At 70.1% G+C, this 15,845-nt stretch carries 15 protein-coding genes; 9 read left to right on the top strand and 6 right to left on the bottom strand.

Translation table 11 applies throughout. The annotated features are described in order from the left end of the window. Window positions 1-32: 32 nt before the first annotated feature. Complete coding sequence (locus J3S20_RS15645; RefSeq protein ID WP_216837420.1) at window positions 33-299, top strand: DUF6522 family protein; 267 nt, start codon at window positions 33-35, stop codon at window positions 297-299. 106 nt (window positions 300-405) lie between these two features. Continuing rightward, window positions 406-2,430, top strand: coding sequence for a hybrid sensor histidine kinase/response regulator (locus tag J3S20_RS15640; RefSeq protein WP_216837419.1), 2,025 nt, complete (start codon window positions 406-408; stop codon window positions 2,428-2,430). Window positions 2,431-2,471: 41 nt separating this feature from the next. On the opposite strand, the gene motA is transcribed toward J3S20_RS15640, so the two are convergent. From motA to J3S20_RS15625, 3 genes are all read right to left on the bottom strand, one after another. Further along, window positions 2,472-3,338, bottom strand: a complete 867-nt coding sequence (motA, locus tag J3S20_RS15635) for a flagellar motor stator protein MotA (protein ID WP_216837418.1) — start codon at window positions 3,336-3,338, stop codon at window positions 2,472-2,474. Beyond that, window positions 3,335-4,429, bottom strand: a complete 1,095-nt coding sequence (locus tag J3S20_RS15630) for a flagellar motor protein MotB (protein WP_246602851.1) — start codon at window positions 4,427-4,429, stop codon at window positions 3,335-3,337. Before J3S20_RS15630 ends, motA begins: the two co-directional genes overlap by 4 nt. A 76-nt stretch (window positions 4,430-4,505) precedes the next feature. Then, window positions 4,506-5,918 carry a helix-turn-helix domain-containing protein gene (locus tag J3S20_RS15625; RefSeq protein ID WP_216837417.1) on the bottom strand — a complete coding sequence of 471 codons (1,413 nt, stop codon included), beginning with the start codon at window positions 5,916-5,918 and terminating at the stop codon, window positions 4,506-4,508. A 153-nt stretch (window positions 5,919-6,071) separates the two neighbouring features. Here J3S20_RS15625 and aceA point away from each other — a divergent pair, with 153 nt between their 5' ends. The 3 genes from aceA to J3S20_RS15610 all read left to right on the top strand — a co-directional run bounded on the left by aceA (window position 6,072) and on the right by J3S20_RS15610 (window position 8,262). Continuing rightward, window positions 6,072-7,421 (top strand): isocitrate lyase, encoded by a 1,350-nt coding sequence (gene aceA / locus J3S20_RS15620; RefSeq protein WP_216837416.1) that lies wholly within the window; start codon window positions 6,072-6,074, stop codon window positions 7,419-7,421. A gap of 22 nt (window positions 7,422-7,443) precedes the next feature. Beyond that, complete coding sequence (locus J3S20_RS15615) at window positions 7,444-7,632, top strand: hypothetical protein (protein ID WP_216837415.1); 189 nt, start codon at window positions 7,444-7,446, stop codon at window positions 7,630-7,632. Window positions 7,633-7,725: 93 nt separating this feature from the next. Then, entirely contained in the window at window positions 7,726-8,262 is a 537-nt protein-coding gene (locus J3S20_RS15610) for a cytochrome b (protein ID WP_216837414.1), read from the top strand. A gap of 9 nt (window positions 8,263-8,271) precedes the next feature. Here the strand turns inward: J3S20_RS15610 and J3S20_RS15605 are convergent, their stop codons facing one another. From J3S20_RS15605 to J3S20_RS15595, 3 genes are read right to left on the bottom strand one after another with little or no spacing between them, the layout of a single operon-like run. Then, window positions 8,272-8,886: a DUF1345 domain-containing protein gene (locus J3S20_RS15605; protein ID WP_216837413.1), complete on the bottom strand. Its 615-nt coding sequence runs from the start codon at window positions 8,884-8,886 to the stop codon at window positions 8,272-8,274. A gap of 6 nt (window positions 8,887-8,892) precedes the next feature. Further along, a complete protein-coding gene (locus tag J3S20_RS15600) occupies window positions 8,893-9,873 on the bottom strand; it encodes a threonine ammonia-lyase (protein ID WP_216837412.1) in 981 nt (326 codons plus the stop codon). Next, window positions 9,870-10,991, bottom strand: coding sequence for an NAD(P)/FAD-dependent oxidoreductase (locus J3S20_RS15595; protein ID WP_246602850.1), 1,122 nt, complete (start codon window positions 10,989-10,991; stop codon window positions 9,870-9,872). Before J3S20_RS15595 ends, J3S20_RS15600 begins: the two co-directional genes overlap by 4 nt. A gap of 182 nt (window positions 10,992-11,173) precedes the next feature. Here J3S20_RS15595 and J3S20_RS15590 point away from each other — a divergent pair, with 182 nt between their 5' ends. The 4 genes from J3S20_RS15590 (at window position 11,174) to J3S20_RS15575 (ending at window position 15,828) form a co-directional block, all read left to right on the top strand. Beyond that, a complete protein-coding gene (locus J3S20_RS15590; protein ID WP_216837410.1) occupies window positions 11,174-12,532 on the top strand; it encodes an ABC transporter substrate-binding protein in 1,359 nt (452 codons plus the stop codon). 73 nt (window positions 12,533-12,605) lie between these two features. Beyond that, on the top strand, window positions 12,606-13,532 hold the full coding sequence (locus J3S20_RS15585) for a carbohydrate ABC transporter permease (RefSeq protein WP_246602848.1): 927 nt from the start codon (window positions 12,606-12,608) through the stop codon (window positions 13,530-13,532). Continuing rightward, window positions 13,532-14,428: a carbohydrate ABC transporter permease gene (locus tag J3S20_RS15580; RefSeq protein WP_216837408.1), complete on the top strand. Its 897-nt coding sequence runs from the start codon at window positions 13,532-13,534 to the stop codon at window positions 14,426-14,428. The genes J3S20_RS15585 and J3S20_RS15580 overlap by 1 nt, the downstream gene beginning before the upstream one ends. Before the next feature lie 299 nt (window positions 14,429-14,727). Further along, complete coding sequence (locus J3S20_RS15575; protein WP_216837407.1) at window positions 14,728-15,828, top strand: ABC transporter ATP-binding protein; 1,101 nt, start codon at window positions 14,728-14,730, stop codon at window positions 15,826-15,828. Window positions 15,829-15,845 lie beyond the last annotated feature (17 nt).

Genomic DNA, 15,845 nt, shown 5'->3' with positions numbered 1-15,845 from the left:
CTGCCCCGGGCTGAATCGACAAGGAGGCTGCGATGGACCCCTGGCCCGAGGACCTGCCGCGGCAGGTGGAGATCGACGCCGCCGGCGACGTGGCGCTGACCGCGCCGCAGGCGGCGGCGCTGCTGGGCGTGGCGCTGGACGCCTTCCTGGCCGATCTGCGGGCGGGGCATGTCTATTCGGTGGTGGAGCGCGGGGAGGGCGAGGATGCCGGCCGGCTGCGCCTGACCCTGCGGCGCCGCGCGCGGCAGCGCCAGCTGCTGGTGGAGGCCGCGACCGGGCGGGTTCTCGACGCCAGCTGAGAATATGTTAGCCCTTCCACTCCAGGAGGGCTGATAGCATCCCCCCGCGCCCGGTTTCGTTGCGACTTGAGACCAAAAACCTGGACCAAGGGGAGGTCTTCGGGACATGGCTTCGCCAGATTCGCTGCCGCGTCCGCGGCCGGACCCCGGTGCCGGACCTTGGGGGGATGCGCCGGAAGGTGGCACCCGCGGGGCTGCGGAGGGGAAAGGGGCGCCGGCGGATTGCGCCATCATCCCGCTTTCGCCCGAGGGCAGGATCCGGCACTGGTGCGCCAATGCGGCCCGCATGCTGGGCCATGCGCCGGAGGCGGTGCTCGGCCGCCACATCCAGCTGCTCTACCCGCCCGAGGCGCTGGCCGAGGACCTGCCGGGGCAGGAGCTGGAGGCGGCCCGCCGCGAGGGCTGCTGCGCGGTGCAGGCGCCCCGCCGGCGCCACGACGGCAGCTGCTTCCTCGCCGCCAGCGTGCTGACCGCGGTGCCGGAGGGCGCGGCCGGCCCCGGCTTCCTGCTGCTGCTGCAGGACCTGACGGAGCGCGAGCAGCTGCGGCAGGAGTTGCAGGCGGCGCAGGCGGAGGTCGCGCGCCGCCTGGCCGAGCTGGATTTGCTGCGCCGCGCCAGCCGCGGCGCCGGGGAGGAGCGCTTCCGCCAGGTGGTAGAGGCCGCGCCGAATGCCATGGTCATGGTCAATGCCGCCGGCCAGATCGAGATGGTGAATGCCCAGGCGGAGCGGGTCTTCGGCTATCGGCGGGAGGAAATGCTGGGCCAGCCGGTGGACATGCTGGTGCCGGCCGCCTTCCGGGCGCAGCACCCGAAGCTGCGCCAGGCCTTCCTGGCCAAGCCGAAGTCGCGGCCGATGGGGGCGGGGCGGGACCTGCACGGCCTGCGCAAGGATGGCAGCGAATTCCCGGTGGAGATCGGCCTGAACCCGATCGAGACCGAGGACGGGCCGATGGTGCTGTCCGCCATCCTCGACCTCTCGGCCCGCGTGCAGCTGGAGGCGCTGCTGCGCCAGGCGCAGAAGATGGAGGCGGTTGGCCGGCTGACCGCCGGCGTCGCGCACGACTTCAACAACCTGCTGCAATCCATGATGGGCAGCCTGGAACTGCTGCAGGACCGCGTCAGCGACGACCCGGTCGCGGACGAGCTGGTCTCCGGCTCGATCGACGCCGCGCTGCGCGGGGCGCGGCTGACGCATCACCTGCTCGCCTTCTCCCGCAAGCAGGTGCTGCGGCCGAGTCACATCGAGATCGCCGCCCTGCTGCGCAAGACGGTGGCGATGCTGGAACGCACGCTGGGCCCCAATATCCGCATCCTCGCGGCGGAGGAGGCCGGCGGGCTGCATGCCTTCGCCGACCCGGCGCAGCTCGAGGCCTGCATCCTGAACCTGGCGATCAATGCGCGGGACGCCATGCCGCGCGGCGGCAGCCTGACGATCCGCGCCTTTGGCACGCGCATCGCGCTGGAGGATGCGACGGAGACGCTGCAGCCGGGCGACTATGCCGTGCTGGCGGTGGAGGATACCGGCGCCGGGATCGGCGAGGATATCCTCGACAAGATCTTCGAGCCCTTCTTCACGACGAAGAATGTGGGAGAGGGATCCGGCCTCGGCCTGCCCATGGTGCTGGGCTATGCGCGGCAATCGGGCGGCGATGTGCGCATCGCCTCCACCCCCGGCCATGGCACGCGGGTGGAGGTGCTGCTGCCGCGCATCGCGCCGGGACGGGCGGAGGAGCCGGCGCAGGTGAAGGGCGGGGCGCAGCCGTCCGGCCGCGGCCGCGTGCTGCTGGTGGATGACGCGCCGGCGGTGCTGCAGACGCTGGGGGCCTTCCTCTCCGGCGCCGGCTACCAGGTGACGCGGGCGAGCAATGGCGACGAGGCGCTGCGCCTGGTGCGCGAAGGCGCCCGGCTGGATTGCGTGGTGACGGACTACGCCATGCCCGGCCTGTCCGGCGTGGACCTTCTGCTGCAGGTGACGGAGCTGCGGCCGGAGCTGCCAGTGCTGGTGGTGACGGGCTATCCGGGGCTGGGGACGCTGGGCGACCTGCCGCCGCATATCGAGATCCTGCGCAAGCCCTTCCTGCGCGCGGAACTGCTGCGAAGGGTGGCGAAGCTGGTGGCGAATCCGGGGTGAGGCGCGGCACGGGGCGCCGCGGGGCTGAGGCGCTGCCTGGGTCAGCCGATGGTGAGGTTCTGCAGCGCCTCCTCCAGCTCGGCGAAGCTCGGCATGGAATGGGTCGGCGCGGTCTTGCGGCCGGCCTCCACCGCCACCTGCGGCGCATTGCCGTGCAGATGCGCGACCAGCACGGCGCGGATCACCTCGTAGTACTTGCAATCCTCCTCGATCACGCCGTTCAACCGCGTCGCCATCGGGCCCATCACGCCATAGGCCAGCAGGATGCCGAGGAAGGTGCCCACCAGCGCGCCGCCGATCATGCCGCCGAGCACGGCGGGCGGGCTGTCGATCGCCGCCATGGTCTTGATGACGCCGAGCACGGCCGCGACGATGCCGAGCGCGGGCAGCGCATCCGCGGTGTTCTGGAAGACGTGCGCGACGTGCAGCTCCTCCTCCCGCACCTTCTTCAGCTCCTTGGACATGATGTCCTCGATCTGGTGCGGGTCGTCGGCATTCATGCCGACCATGCGGAGGTAGTCGCAGATCATCGCCAGCGCGACCTTGTCCGCCATGATCTTGGGGAACTTCTGGAAGGCCGGGCTTTCGGAAGGCTTCTCGATATGCGCCTCCAGCGCCATGGCGCCCTTGGTCTGCGCCAGGCGGACCAGCCAGTAGAGCAGCGACAGCAGGTCGACATATTCGTGCTTGTGGAAGCGCTCGCCCTTGATGATCTTTCCGAAGCCGCCCAGCGTGTGCTTCACGCCATGCATGCTGTTGCCCATGACGAGCGCGCCGATGGCAGCGCCGCCGATCATCATCATCTCATAGGGCAGCGACTTCAGGATGATGCCGAACTTGCCGCCGGCGATCACATAGCCGCCGAAGACCATGGCCAGCAGGAAGACCAGGCCGCCGATCGTCGTCATGGGGCGGGGGTCCTCGGTGGGCGCGGCGTGGTCGGGGGGTCGTCGCGCAGCAGCGTGATGGAGACGCGGCGATTGGCCGCGGCATTGGGTGTTTCCGGCAGCAGCGGGTCGCGCGCCGCATTGCCGGTGACGCTGCGGATGCGCGCCTCCGGCAGGCCGGCCTCCGTCAGCAGCCGGCGCGTGACATTGGCGCGCTCCGCCGAAAGGTCCCAGTTGGAGCGGTCGCCGCCGCCGCGGAAGGGCGTGGCATCGGTATGGCCCGCGATGGCGATGCGATTGGGCAGGCGGGTGATCACCTGGGTGATGCGCGCCAGCAGCTGCCGCGCACGGTCGCTCGGCGCGGCGCCGCCGAGGGCGAACATCGGCAGGCCCTCATTGTCCACCAGCTGGATGCGCAGGCCTTCCGGCACCTGTTCCACCAGCATCTGCTTGGCGAGTTCCGCCAGCGCCGGGTCCATCGCGATCGCGGCGCGGATCTCCTCCGCCGCCTTCTCGAATTCGGCGCGCTCGCGGCGCTCATGCTCGGCGCGCAGCGCGGCATCGGACAAAGCGCGTGCCTCGGCCTCCTGGCCCTCGGCCTGCAGCTGCGCCTCCAGCCGCGCCTGGCGGGCCTGTTCCTGCGGATCGCTGTCGCCGGGCGGCAGGTCGGCGCGGGCCTGGCGCGTGCGGCGCGGATTGGCCTCCTCATCCTCGCCCTCCGGCCCCTCCCGCATCGGGACGGGGCGGGCGACGGTGGGCACGTCCTCCTCCACCTCCACATCCTCCAGCACCGGCAGCGGGCCGCGCTGCAGGCGGATGGCGCCGGCATTCTGGGTCATCTGGGCGGATTCATTGGGCGTGCGGCCGCCGAAGGGCTGGCCCGTGCCGGTCTGGCCCTGGCCCATCACATTGGTCGGCGCGAAATAGTCGGCGAGGCCCCGGCGCTGCTCCTCCGTGGTCGCATTCAGCAGCCACATCAGCAGGAAGAAGGCCATCATCGCCGTGACGAAATCGGCATAGGCCACCTTCCAGGCGCCGCCATGGTGCCCGTGCCCGCCTTCCTCGATGCGCTTGATGACGATCGTCGCGCCGTTCTTGCCGCCCTTCGCCATGGATCCCCATGCATCACCGCGCGCCCGTCATGGGCGGCGCTTGGGAAGGAGATACCGGCTGGGGGTTAAGGCGCGGCTAAACGCGCCGGGCCGGGTCAAAGCGCCAGGGGCTGGCGCCGTCCTCATTGGGGTCCAGGTTCAGCCGGTGCTCCAGCGGCGGGAAGGCGCGGCTGCGGCAATCGGCGCGGTCGCAGAGCCGGCAGGACAGGCCGATGCCCACCGCCGCCCGCCGCAGGTCCAGCCCATCCGCATAGACCACCTCCGCCGCGCGGGAGAGGTCACAGCCCATCGCCACCACATGCATCGGCGCCGGTTCGCCCCAATGCGTGGTGGGTGCGACGATGGCGCGGGCGAAGCAGAGGAAGGCCGCGCCATCCGGCAGTTGCGCCACCTGCACGCGGGTGACGGCGGGGGTGGCGAAGGCCTGGTGGACGATCCATTTCGGGCAGGACCCGCCGAAGCGGGCGAAGGGAAAGCCGGCGGCGGAAAAGCGCTTGTCGACATTCCCCGCCGGATCGACGCGCAGGAAGAAGAACGGCACGCCGCGCGCGGATCCGTTGTCCCCTGGGCGCTGCAGCGTGGAAAGCCGATGCGCCGCCTGTTCGAAGGACACGCCGAAGCGCGCCGCCAGCGCCTCCACCTCATGCCGCAGGGCGCTGGCGGCGGAGAGGAAGGCGCCATAGGGCATCAGCAGCGCGGCCGCTGCATAGTTCAGCAGGCCGATCCGCACCAATGCCCTGGCCTCCGCGGTCGAGAGTTCGGCGGGCGCGATCACGGCCTCCACCGCCTCCCGCGCCTCCAGCAGCATCAGCTGGAAGGCCATCTGGAAGCCGCGGCTTTCGCGCGGCAGGGATTCGGAAAGATCGAGCCGCCGCAGCGCCGGATCGTAGCGCCGCAGTGCGCCATCCAGCCGGCCGACGGAGACGGTGACGCCATGGGTGCGGCGCAGCCGTTCCGCCACGGCATGGTTCATCTCCGCGGGTGTCGCGCGCAATTCGCCGCCGATCGCCTCCGCCACCTGCTCCAATTCGGCAAAATGGTTGGCGCGGTCGTGGAAGAAGTCGCGCGCCTCCTCATTCGGCAGCAGCAGGCGGCGGCCGGAGGGCAGGGCGATGCCGGAGGCATCCTCCCGCGCCACACGCCAGGCGCGGTACAGCGCGAGCATCGCGCGGGCGGCCTGCGGCGCGCTGCCGGCCAGCGTCGCGATCTCCGCCTCCGGCACCTCCTCCAGCCCCAGCAGCGGGTCTGACAGCACCTCCCGCAGCCCGGCCTCCGCCTGGCGCTCGTCGGTGCCGGACAGCGCGGCCAGGTCGACCGTCAGCACCTGGCCGAGCTTGATCAGCAGGCTGGCGGTGACCGGGCGCTGGTCGTGCTCGATCAGGTTCAGGTAGCTGGCGGAGATGCCGAGGCGCACCGCCAGCGCCTGCTGCGTCAGGCGCTGTTCCTGGCGCAGGCGCCGGACGGTACGGCCGATCAGGGGGCGGGCCATTCTTTTCAAACTTTACGGATTTGCCGGCCTGTCTGTGAAGAACACCACAGGATTGCCGCGGGAGTCCGAGGATTCCAGAGGATTTTTCGCGGCGCAATGTGAATCATTGACAGGTGCCGCAGTGATCGCGGCCCCCGTTGAGGAGTTCGATTCATGCGTCCTTCACCTGCCAAAGCTTTCGCCCCCGATGGCGGCCTCGGTGCCGGTCCGGCCCAGCCCGGCCGCTTCGACGGCATCCGGCGCGACTACACCCCCGCCGATGTCGCCCGCCTCGCCGGCAGCTTCCGCGTCGCGCATACCCTGGCCGATCGCGGCGCGCGGCGGCTGTGGCAGCTGCTGCAGTCGGAGCCCTATGTGAACACCCTCGGCGCGCTCACCGGCATGCAGGCGGTGCAGCAGGTGAAGGCGGGGCTGAAGGCGATCTACCTCTCCGGCTGGCAGGTGGCGGCGGATGCGAACACCGCCGGCCAGATGTATCCCGACCAGTCGCTGTATCCGGTGGATGCCGTGCCGAACGTCGTGCGCCGCATCAACAACGCGCTGCGCCGCTGCGACCAGATCGCGGTGCAGGAGGGCAAGGGCGATCCGACGCAATGGATGGCGCCGATCGTGGCGGATGCGGAGGCCGGCTTCGGCGGCGCGCTGAACGCCTATGAGCTGATGCGCGCCATGATCGAGGCCGGCGCCGCCGGCGTGCATTTCGAGGACCAACTGGCCTCGGAAAAGAAGTGCGGCCATCTCGGCGGCAAGGTGCTGGTGCCGATCAGCCAGCATATCCGCACGCTGAACGCCGCGCGCCTGGCGGCGGATGTGGAGGGTGTGCCGACCGTGCTGCTGTGCCGCACGGATGCGGAATCGGCGCAGCTGCTGACCAGTGACGTGGATGAGCGCGACCGCCCCTTCATCAGCGGCGACCGCACGCCCGAAGGTTTCCACCGCATCACCCCCGGCATGGGCAAGCGCTACGCCATCGCGCGCAGCCTGGCCTATGCGCCCTATGCCGACCTGCTGTGGTGGGAGACCTCCGACCCCGACCTGCAGGATGCGCGTGACTTCGCCGAGGCGATCCATCGCGAGTTCCCCGGCAAGATGCTGGCCTATAACTGCAGCCCTTCCTTCAACTGGCAGCGGAAGATGGGCGTGGAGGCGGCGGCGCGCTTCCAGCGGGAGCTCGGTGCCATGGGCTACAAGTTCCAGTTCGTCACGCTGGCCGGCTTCCACAGCCTGAACCTCTCCATGTTCCAGCTCGCGCGCGGCTATGCCGAGCGCGGCATGGGCGCCTATTCCGAATTGCAGCAGGCCGAATTTGCCGCCGAGGCCGAGGGCTTCACCGCCATCCGCCACCAGCGCGAAGTGGGCGTCGGCTATTTCGACGCGGTGGCCACCGCCGCGAGCGGCGGCACCGCGAGCACCACCGCGCTGGCCACCAGCACCGAGGCCGCGCAGTTCCATGCGGAGCCGGCCGCGCCGTCGCGCGAGGCCGAACCCGCCCCCGCCCACTGACCCATCCGAAGGGAGACGAAAGATGAGCCACGACCAGTATGACGACGGCCTGGTGCACAGCCATGGCTGGGCCTGCGGCGAGCGCGGCCGCATGGCGCATCCCCCCTCGGCCCCCGGCCAGGCCCGGCGGCAGGAGGCCGATCACGATGACGGCCTGGTGCACAGCCATGGCTGGGCTTGCAGCGAGCGCGGGCGCATGGCCGGCGGCTGAAAGGCCGCGCGCCTCGCTTGCGATGCATCAATGCCGCAGGCGGGGCGCGGGCGCAGGCTGGGGCCTCGGTCACGTTTCGCGAGGAGGTCCCGCATGCCCGCGCGCCATTCGACGCTGCAAATCGTTCTGCATTGGACCATGGCGGCGGTGATCGCCGCGGCTTGGCTGCTCGGCTCGCTGCTGGAGGATCTGGCGCGCGGGCCGGACCGCGCGGCGGGCCTCGGCGTGCATGTGCTGCTCGGACTCGGCGTGCTGGCGCTGCTGCTGCCGCGGCTGATCGCCCGGCTGGCGGGCCCCACCCTGCCGCCCGAGCCCGGCGAGACGCGGTGGGAGCACCGGCTGGCCGCCGCCGCACATCTCGCGCTCTATGCGCTGATGCTGCTGGTGCCGCTGGCTGGTCTCGCCACGGCGCTTTCCGCCCGCGCTCCGGTGCCGGTGCTCGGCCTGTTCGACCTGCCGAACCCTTTGGCCGGCCTCGGCCAGCGCAAGCTGTTCGAGGGCGCGCATGAACTGCTGGCCAATCTGCTGCTCGGCGTGGTGGTGCTGCATGTGCTGGCCACGCTGTACCACGCGGTCATCCGGCGCGATGGCGTGGCCGGGCGCATGATCCCCTGGCTGCACCAGCCCTGAGGCGAGATCCTATCCGGCCAGCGCCGCGGCCAGGTTCACCGCCGCCGCCAGGATGACGGCGTTGAACAGGAAGGCCAGAAGCCCGTGCAGCAGCACGAGCCGCCGGATCGCCGCCGTCTCCGTGGTGGCGTCCGAGACCTGGAAGGTCATGCCCACGGTGAAGGCGAAGTAGAGGAATTCCTGGAAGTCCGGCAGCGTATTGCCGGGGAAGGCGATGCCCTTGCCGTGCCGCCAATGCGCATGCGCGTAATGCACGGCGAAAAGCACCTGCAGAAACAGCCAGGACATCGCGATAGTGCCGAGGCCCAGCAGCAGCAGGCCCGGCGGCGCCGGCCGCGGCGCCTCCACCAGCGCCCAGGCGACGGCGGCGAGAGAGGCCAGCGCCGCGCTCAGCGTCGCCGCCAGCATGGTCCAGCGATTGCCGTCCAGCGCCGCCGCCTGCTGCCGCAGCCCCTGCGCCGTATGGGCATGCCGGCGCAGCAGCACCAGCGCGATCCAGCTTGCCGCAGCGGCGCACCAGCCCATCAGCAGCGCCGAGGGCAGCCGCGCCGCGCCGGTCACATGCACCGCCGCCACGACCGCCAGGCCGAGCGCCAGCGCCCCGCCCAGCAGATCCCGGCGCATGCCGCCTCAGGCCGCCAAAGCGCGGGCGAAGACGGCGGGATCCACATTGCCGCCGCTGATCACCACGCCCACCGTGCGGCCGCGCGTCGGCACCTTGCCCGCCAGCACCGCGGCCAGCGCCACCGCGCCGCCGGGCTCGGCCACGATCTTCAGATGCGCGAAGGCGAAGCGCATGGCGGCGAAGACCTCGGCTTCCGTCACCACCACGCCGCCGGCCAGCCGCGGCTGGTTCACCGCGAAAGTCAGCTCGCCCGGCCGCAGGGATAGCAGCGCATCGCAGAGCGTCGACCCCTGACCGTCATTGGCGACGCGCTGGCCGGCCTGCAGCGACAGACGCGTATCGTCCCACCCCTCCGGCTCCACCGCCCAGAGGCGCGTGGCGGGCGAAGCGCCTTCCGCCGCCAGGGCGCAACCGGCGATCAGCCCGCCGCCGCCGGTGCAGACGGCGAGATCCTCCAGCGCCAGGCCCGCCGCCGCCGCATCCTCGAACAATTCCAGCGCCAGCGTGCCCTGGCCGGCGATGACATCCGGATGGTCGAAGGGCGGCAGCAGCGTGGCGCCGCGCTGCTCGGCCAGGCGGGCGGCCAGGCTTTCGCGGTCTGTGGTCCGCCGATCGAAATGCGTGATCTCGGCGCCCCAGCGGCGCGTGCTCTCCACCTTGATGGCGGGCGCATTCATCGGCATGGCGATCAGCGCCGGCATGCCGAGCATCGCCGCCGCGCAGGCGGTGGCCTGGCCGTGATTGCCGGAGGAATGCGTCACCACGCCGCCGGCGCGCGCGGCCTGCGGCATCCGCAGCGCGGCATTCGTCGCGCCGCGCAGCTTGAAGCTGCCGGTGCGCTGCAGCGGCTCCGGCTTCACCAGGATGGTGCCGCCGGTCAGCTGGTCTAGCAGCGCATGGCGCAGCATGGGCGTGCGCACGATATGCGGCGCAATCCGCGCGGCGGCGGCGCGGACATCTTCGGGCGTCGGCAGGGCGGCTGTCATGCGGCCACCTTGGCGAAGCGGTTCGGGTCCACCAGCGGCACCACCGGCAACAGGTCCTCCGCCACCGCGCCCGCCACCAGCCCGGCCACCAGCCGGCCCGCCGCCGGCGCCGTCTGGATGCCATAGCCGCCCTGGCCGATCATCCAGCAGAAGCCCGGCGCCTGCGCGTCGAAGCCGATGGCGAGGCTGCGGTCGGGGGTGAAGCTGCGCAGGCCGGCCCAGCGGTGCTCCACGCGGTGCACCGGAATATCGAGGGCCTGCTGCATGCGGTCGATGGCGATGGCGATGTCGATCTCCTCCGGCTGCACGTCATGCGGCGGCATGTCGGTTTCATCGGCCGGGGAGACCATCAGCTTGCGCCGCGCCTCCGGCCGGACGTACCAGGAATGCGCGGCATCGCCGATCAGCGGCCAGAAGCTGCAATCATGCTGGCCGGGGTCGATGATCAGCGCGGTGCGCCGCTTCGGCTGCAGGCCGAGCGGTGGCAGGCCCGCCAGCACCGCCACCTCGTCGCCCCAGGCGCCGGCGGCATTCACCAGCACGGGGGCGCGGAAGATGGCGCCGTCGCGCGCCTCCGCATGCCAGAGGCCTCCGGCCCGCCAGATCCGCCCGGCCCGCGCCCGCAGCGCCAGCGCTCCGCCGGCGGCCCGCGCCGTCTTCAGGAAGCCCGCATGCAGTGCGGCCACATCGATGTCGAAGGCATCCCGCTCGATCGCCGCCGCCACCGCATAGCCGGGCCGCAGCGGCGGGCCCATGGCGCTGATGGCGGACAGCGGGATTTCCTCCAGCCCCTGGCCGGCGGCCAGCATCGCGTGCAGCGCCTCCGCCTGGTCGGGCGGCGCCAGGGTGACCACCGGGCGCTGCGCCAGCAGCGGGGCCGGGGCGAAGCCCTGCGGCGGTGCGGCGAAGAAGGCGCGGGAGGCAGCCGAGAGGCGGCGCACATCCGCCGGCCCGTAGTTCTGGATCCAGATCGCGGCGGACCGGCCGGTGCTGTGATAGCCGGCGGTCTCCTCTGCCTCCATCAGCGCGACCCGGCTGGTGGCGGCGCAATGCGCGGCGGCGGTGGCGCCGGCAATGCCGGCACCGATGACGAGAACGTCGAATTCCTGGGTGTCCATGCCCGGCATGCTCCGCGCCGCGGCGGGGCGGGTCAATCCTGCGGGCCCATCCCCGAGGGCGGGGTCAGGCAATCCTATCGTCAAAGCAACGTCATGGAAGGTTGCAACCTTCGGCAGGGCCTGACTAACCTGCCTCCGGGAAAAGGCGGACCGGAGAACCGGCCGCGAGGGAGGAGGTTCGGATGGCATTCGACGGGATGAGCCGGCGCGATGTTCTGCGCGCCAGTGCCTTGGCCACCGTGGCGGGGGGGACGCTTGCCGCCCCGGCGGTGCATGCCCAGGCGACGACCACGCTGCGCTGCGGCTTCTGGGACCACTGGGTTCCGGCCGGCAATGGCATCATGCGCGAGCTCTGCGCCGAATGGGGGCGCAACAACCGGGTCGATGTGCAGGTGGACTTCATCACCTCCGTCGGCAACCAGAACCTGCTGACCATCGCCGCCCAGGCGCAGGCCCGCAGCGGCCACGACATCCTGTCCTTCCCGACCTGGGAGCCATCCGCCCATGCCCGGCTGCTGGAGCCGGTGGACGACGTGGTCGGCCGGCTGGTCGCGAAATACGGCCCGATCAACCCGGCGGCCGAGTTCCTGGCCAAGCGGGAAGGGGCCTGGCGGGCCATCCCGGCCGTCTCCGGCACCCAGCAGAAGCCCTGCTTGGCGCGCTTCGACCTGCTGCAGGAACACGCCGGCCTCGATGTCCGCGCCATGTATCCGGCGGAGGACCGCACCGGTCCGGGCGTCGACCAGTGGAACTGGGACACCTTCCTGGTGGCGGCGGAGAAGTGCCACGCCGCCGGCTTCTCCTTCGGCCTGCCGATGGGCAGCTTCACGGACGCCGTGGACTGGGTGGGCGCGCTGTTCCGCAGCTATAACGCCAAGTTCATCGACGAGAGCGGCACCGTCACCGTCCGCCGCGACCCCGGCGTGCGCGCCGGCCTCGAATACATGGTGAAGCTGGCGCGCTTCCTGCCGAATGATGTCTGGGCCTGGGACGATGCCAGCAACAACCGCTCCCTGATCTCCGGCCGCTCCGCGCTGATCTTCAACCCGCCCTCCACCTGGGCGGTGGCCAAGCGCGATGCGCCGCAGGTGGCCGAGAAGTGCTGGACCTTCCCGATGCCCGCCGGCCCGGCCGGGCGCTTCACGCCCTACCTGCCCTATTTCTGGGGCATCTGGTCCTTCAGCCGGAACAAGACGGCGGCCAAGGGCCTGCTGGAATTCCTCTCCGACCGCACCTCCGCCGAGCGGCAGACGACGACCAGCAGCGGCTACGACATTCCGCCCTTCGGCAGCATGGCGAACTTCGACATCTGGCGCACCGAAGGCCCGCCGGTCGGCGTGGTCTACAACTACCCGCTGAAGCCGCACCACAACGCGACCCAGTCCGTCGCCTTCGCCCCGGCGCCGGCCGAGATCGCGGTGCAGGCCTACAACCAGGCGATCAACACCAAGCTGGTCGCCCGCGTCGCCCAGGGCGGGGAGACGATCGACCAGGCGCTGACCTGGGCCGAGCGCGAGCTGCGCAACTTCGCGCGTGGCTGAAGTGGCCTGAGGCAGGGCGGGGCACGGCAGGGCGCCCCGCCCTTTTCGTGACTGGCGGATGGGGAGAATGGGCATGGCAGCCGATGGCAGCGTGCTGGTGGGCCGGACGGAGGGGGTCACCTCCCTGCAGCGATTCGCGCGGCGGCGATCGACGATCGCCTTCCTGATGACCCTGCCGCTGATCCTGGTGATCGGCGGGCTGGTCGCCTATCCCGCCGTCTACGCCATGTATCTGTCGACGCTGAACCGCACCATGGTGCGCAATATCGGCCTCGAGAACTTCGCGATCCTGCTGGATACCGACACCTTCTACATGGTGATCCTGCAGTCCTGCATCTTCGCCATCAGCGCGGTGCTGCTGAAGGCGCTGATCGGCTTCTGGCTGGCGCATATGCTGCACGACATCCCGGCCAAGGGGCAGCGCAAGTGGCGCGGCATGCTGCTGATTCCCTGGGTGATCCCGCCGGCGCTGTCGACGCTCGGCTGGTGGTGGATGTTCGACCCCAGCTATTCCTCGATCAACTACCTGCTGAATGTCTTCGCCGTGCCATCGGTGCCCTGGCTGGGCGAGCCCTGGTGGGCGCGGGTTTCCGTCATCATCGTCAATGTCTGGTACGGCGCGCCCTTCTTCATGATCATGTACCTGGCGGCGCTGAAATCCGTGCCGGAACAGCTGTATGAGGCGGCGGCGATCGACGGCGCCACGGGCTTCCAGCGGCTGCGCTACATCACCCTGCCGATGATGCGCAACATCATCAGCATCACCGTGCTGTTCAGCCTGATTGTCACCTTCGCGAATTACGACATCGTCCGGGTGCTGACCAATGGCGGGCCGCGCGACCTGACGCATGTCTTTGCCACCTATGCCTTCCAGGTCGGCATCCTGTCCGGCAACGTGCCGCGGGGCGCGGCCGTCTCCCTCTTTATGTTCCCGCTGCTGGCGATCTTCGCCTTTTTCGTGCTGCGCGGCGTGACACGCCGCAACAAGGAGGAAGCGTGATGAGCACCTCCACCGCGACGCGGGAGATGCCCGATATCTACCACAAGGCGGGAAGCCTTTCCTCCGAACGGCGCTGGGCGCTGTGGACGGCCTATATCTCGCTGATCTTCGCCGCCATCATCTTCCTGGCGCCGCCCGTCTATATGTTCATCACCAGCCTGAAGACGAGCGCGGAGGTGGCGAACCTGACCGGCAGCCCCTGGCTGGTGCGGGAGCCGACGCTCGAGAACTACGCGGCCATCCTGGGCAACCCGACCTTCCTGGTCTTCTTCTGGAACAGCGTGAAGATCACGGTCTGCGTCGTGCTCATCACCATGGTGATCAGCACGCTCGCGGCCTTCGCGCTGGCGCGGATGCGCTTCTGGGGCAGCCAGGCGCTGGCCACCGGCGTCTTCCTGACCTACCTGATCCCGGAGACGCTGCTGTTCATCCCGCTGTACCAGATCGTCGGCGGGCTCGGGCTGCTCAATTCCTCCTGGGGCCTCGTCGTGGTGTACCCGACGCTGACGGTGCCCTTCTGCACCTGGATCATGATCGGCTACTTCGCCTCCATCCCGAAGGAGCTGGACGAGGCGGCGCTGATCGACGGCGCCTCCTGGTCTCAGATGCTGCTGAAGATCTTCATCCCGGTCGCCATGCCCGGGATCATCGCCGCGACGATCTTCGCCTTCACCGTATCCTGGGCCGCCTTCGTCTATCCCACCGCCTTCGTCACCACGCCGGATGAGATGCCGCTGACCATCGGCGTCGTCTCGCAGCTCGTGCGCGCGGATACCTTCGCCTGGGGCCAGATCATGGCCGGCGCACTCCTCGCCGCACTGCCCCCCGTCATCGTCTATGCCTTCCTGATGGACTACTACATCGCCGGCCTGACCGCCGGCGCAACCAAGGGCTAGCGGGGTGAGGTTGGGTGCGGGGGGTGCCTGGTGGTTCGCAGGGGGACGCTGTCCCCCTGCACCCCCTGCCAAAGGGACAGTGGTCCCTTTGGAATCCCATCCAAGGAGTGGGCGAGAGGAGGGGCACCAAGCGCGCTCCGCTGCGGCGGGCCTTTCCCGCCCCTCCTCTCGCCTACTCCTAAGTCGAAGGTTCAAAGGGGCCGCTGCCCCTTCGCGGGAGGGTGCAGGGAGGGCAGCGCCCTCCCTGCGAGTCCACCCGCGCCGTCCGCATCCATTCTCATCCTGCTAGGGGTTCTCACATGGCTGAGGTTTCAGTCCGCAAGGTGGTCAAGGCCTATGAGGGCAATGTCCAGGCGGTGAAGGGCATCGACCTGGAGATCGCGGACCATGAATTCGTCGTGCTGGTCGGCCCCTCCGGCTGCGGCAAGTCCACCACGCTGCGCATGATCGCGGGGCTGGAGGAGATCACCTCGGGCGAGATCGCCATCGGCGGCACGGTGGTGAACGACATCCCGCCGCGCGACCGCGACATCGCCATGGTCTTCCAGAACTACGCGCTTTATCCGCACATGTCGGTCTACGAGAACATGGCCTTCGGGCTGACGCTGCGGAAATTCGCGAAGGAGGAGATCGCCAAGCGCGTGAACAATGCCGCGCGCATCCTGGACATCGAGGCCTTGCTGCAGCGCAAGCCGAAGGCGCTGTCCGGCGGCCAGCGGCAGCGCGTGGCCATGGGCCGCGCCATCGTGCGCGACCCCAAGGTCTTCCTGTTCGACGAGCCGCTGTCGAACCTGGACGCCAAGCTGCGCGTGCAGATGCGGACCGAGATCAAGAAGGTGCATCAGAGGGTGCGCACCACCACCGTCTATGTCACGCACGACCAGGTGGAGGCGATGACGCTGGCCGACCGCGTGGTGGTGATGAACCATGGCATCATTGAACAGGTCGGCCCGCCGCAGGAGCTGTATCACAGCCCGAAGACCCGTTTCGTCGCGGGCTTCATCGGCAGCCCGGCGATGAACTTCTTCCCGGCGCAGGTCGAGAACGGGTCCGGCGCGCTGCGCGTGATCCTGCCGAACGGCGTCGCCCTGCCGGTGCCCACCGACCGCACCGCCCGCTACCAGGCGATGGCGGGGCGGGAGGTGATCTTCGGCATCCGACCGGAGCACCTGACCGAGCCCAAGAACCTCGACCGCGACAATATCGCGGTCTTCGAGGTGACGCCGGAGGTGATCGAGCCGATGGGCATGGAGACGCTGGTGCATTTCTGGATGCAGGGGGCCGAGATCTGCGCCCGCATCGACCCGACCACGCCGGCCGAGCCCGGCCGGCCCATGCAGCTGGCCGCCGACCTCAATCACATGCACCTGATCGACGTGCAGAGCGGGCGGGTGCTGTAGGTTCCCGAAGCGCCGCG

It is taken from the genome of Falsiroseomonas tokyonensis (assembly GCF_019024325.1).
Taxonomy (GTDB): Bacteria; Pseudomonadota; Alphaproteobacteria; order Acetobacterales; family Acetobacteraceae; genus Falsiroseomonas; species Falsiroseomonas tokyonensis.
Note: the sequence above shows the minus strand (reverse complement) of the source record. Positions and strands in the feature narration are given on the sequence as shown.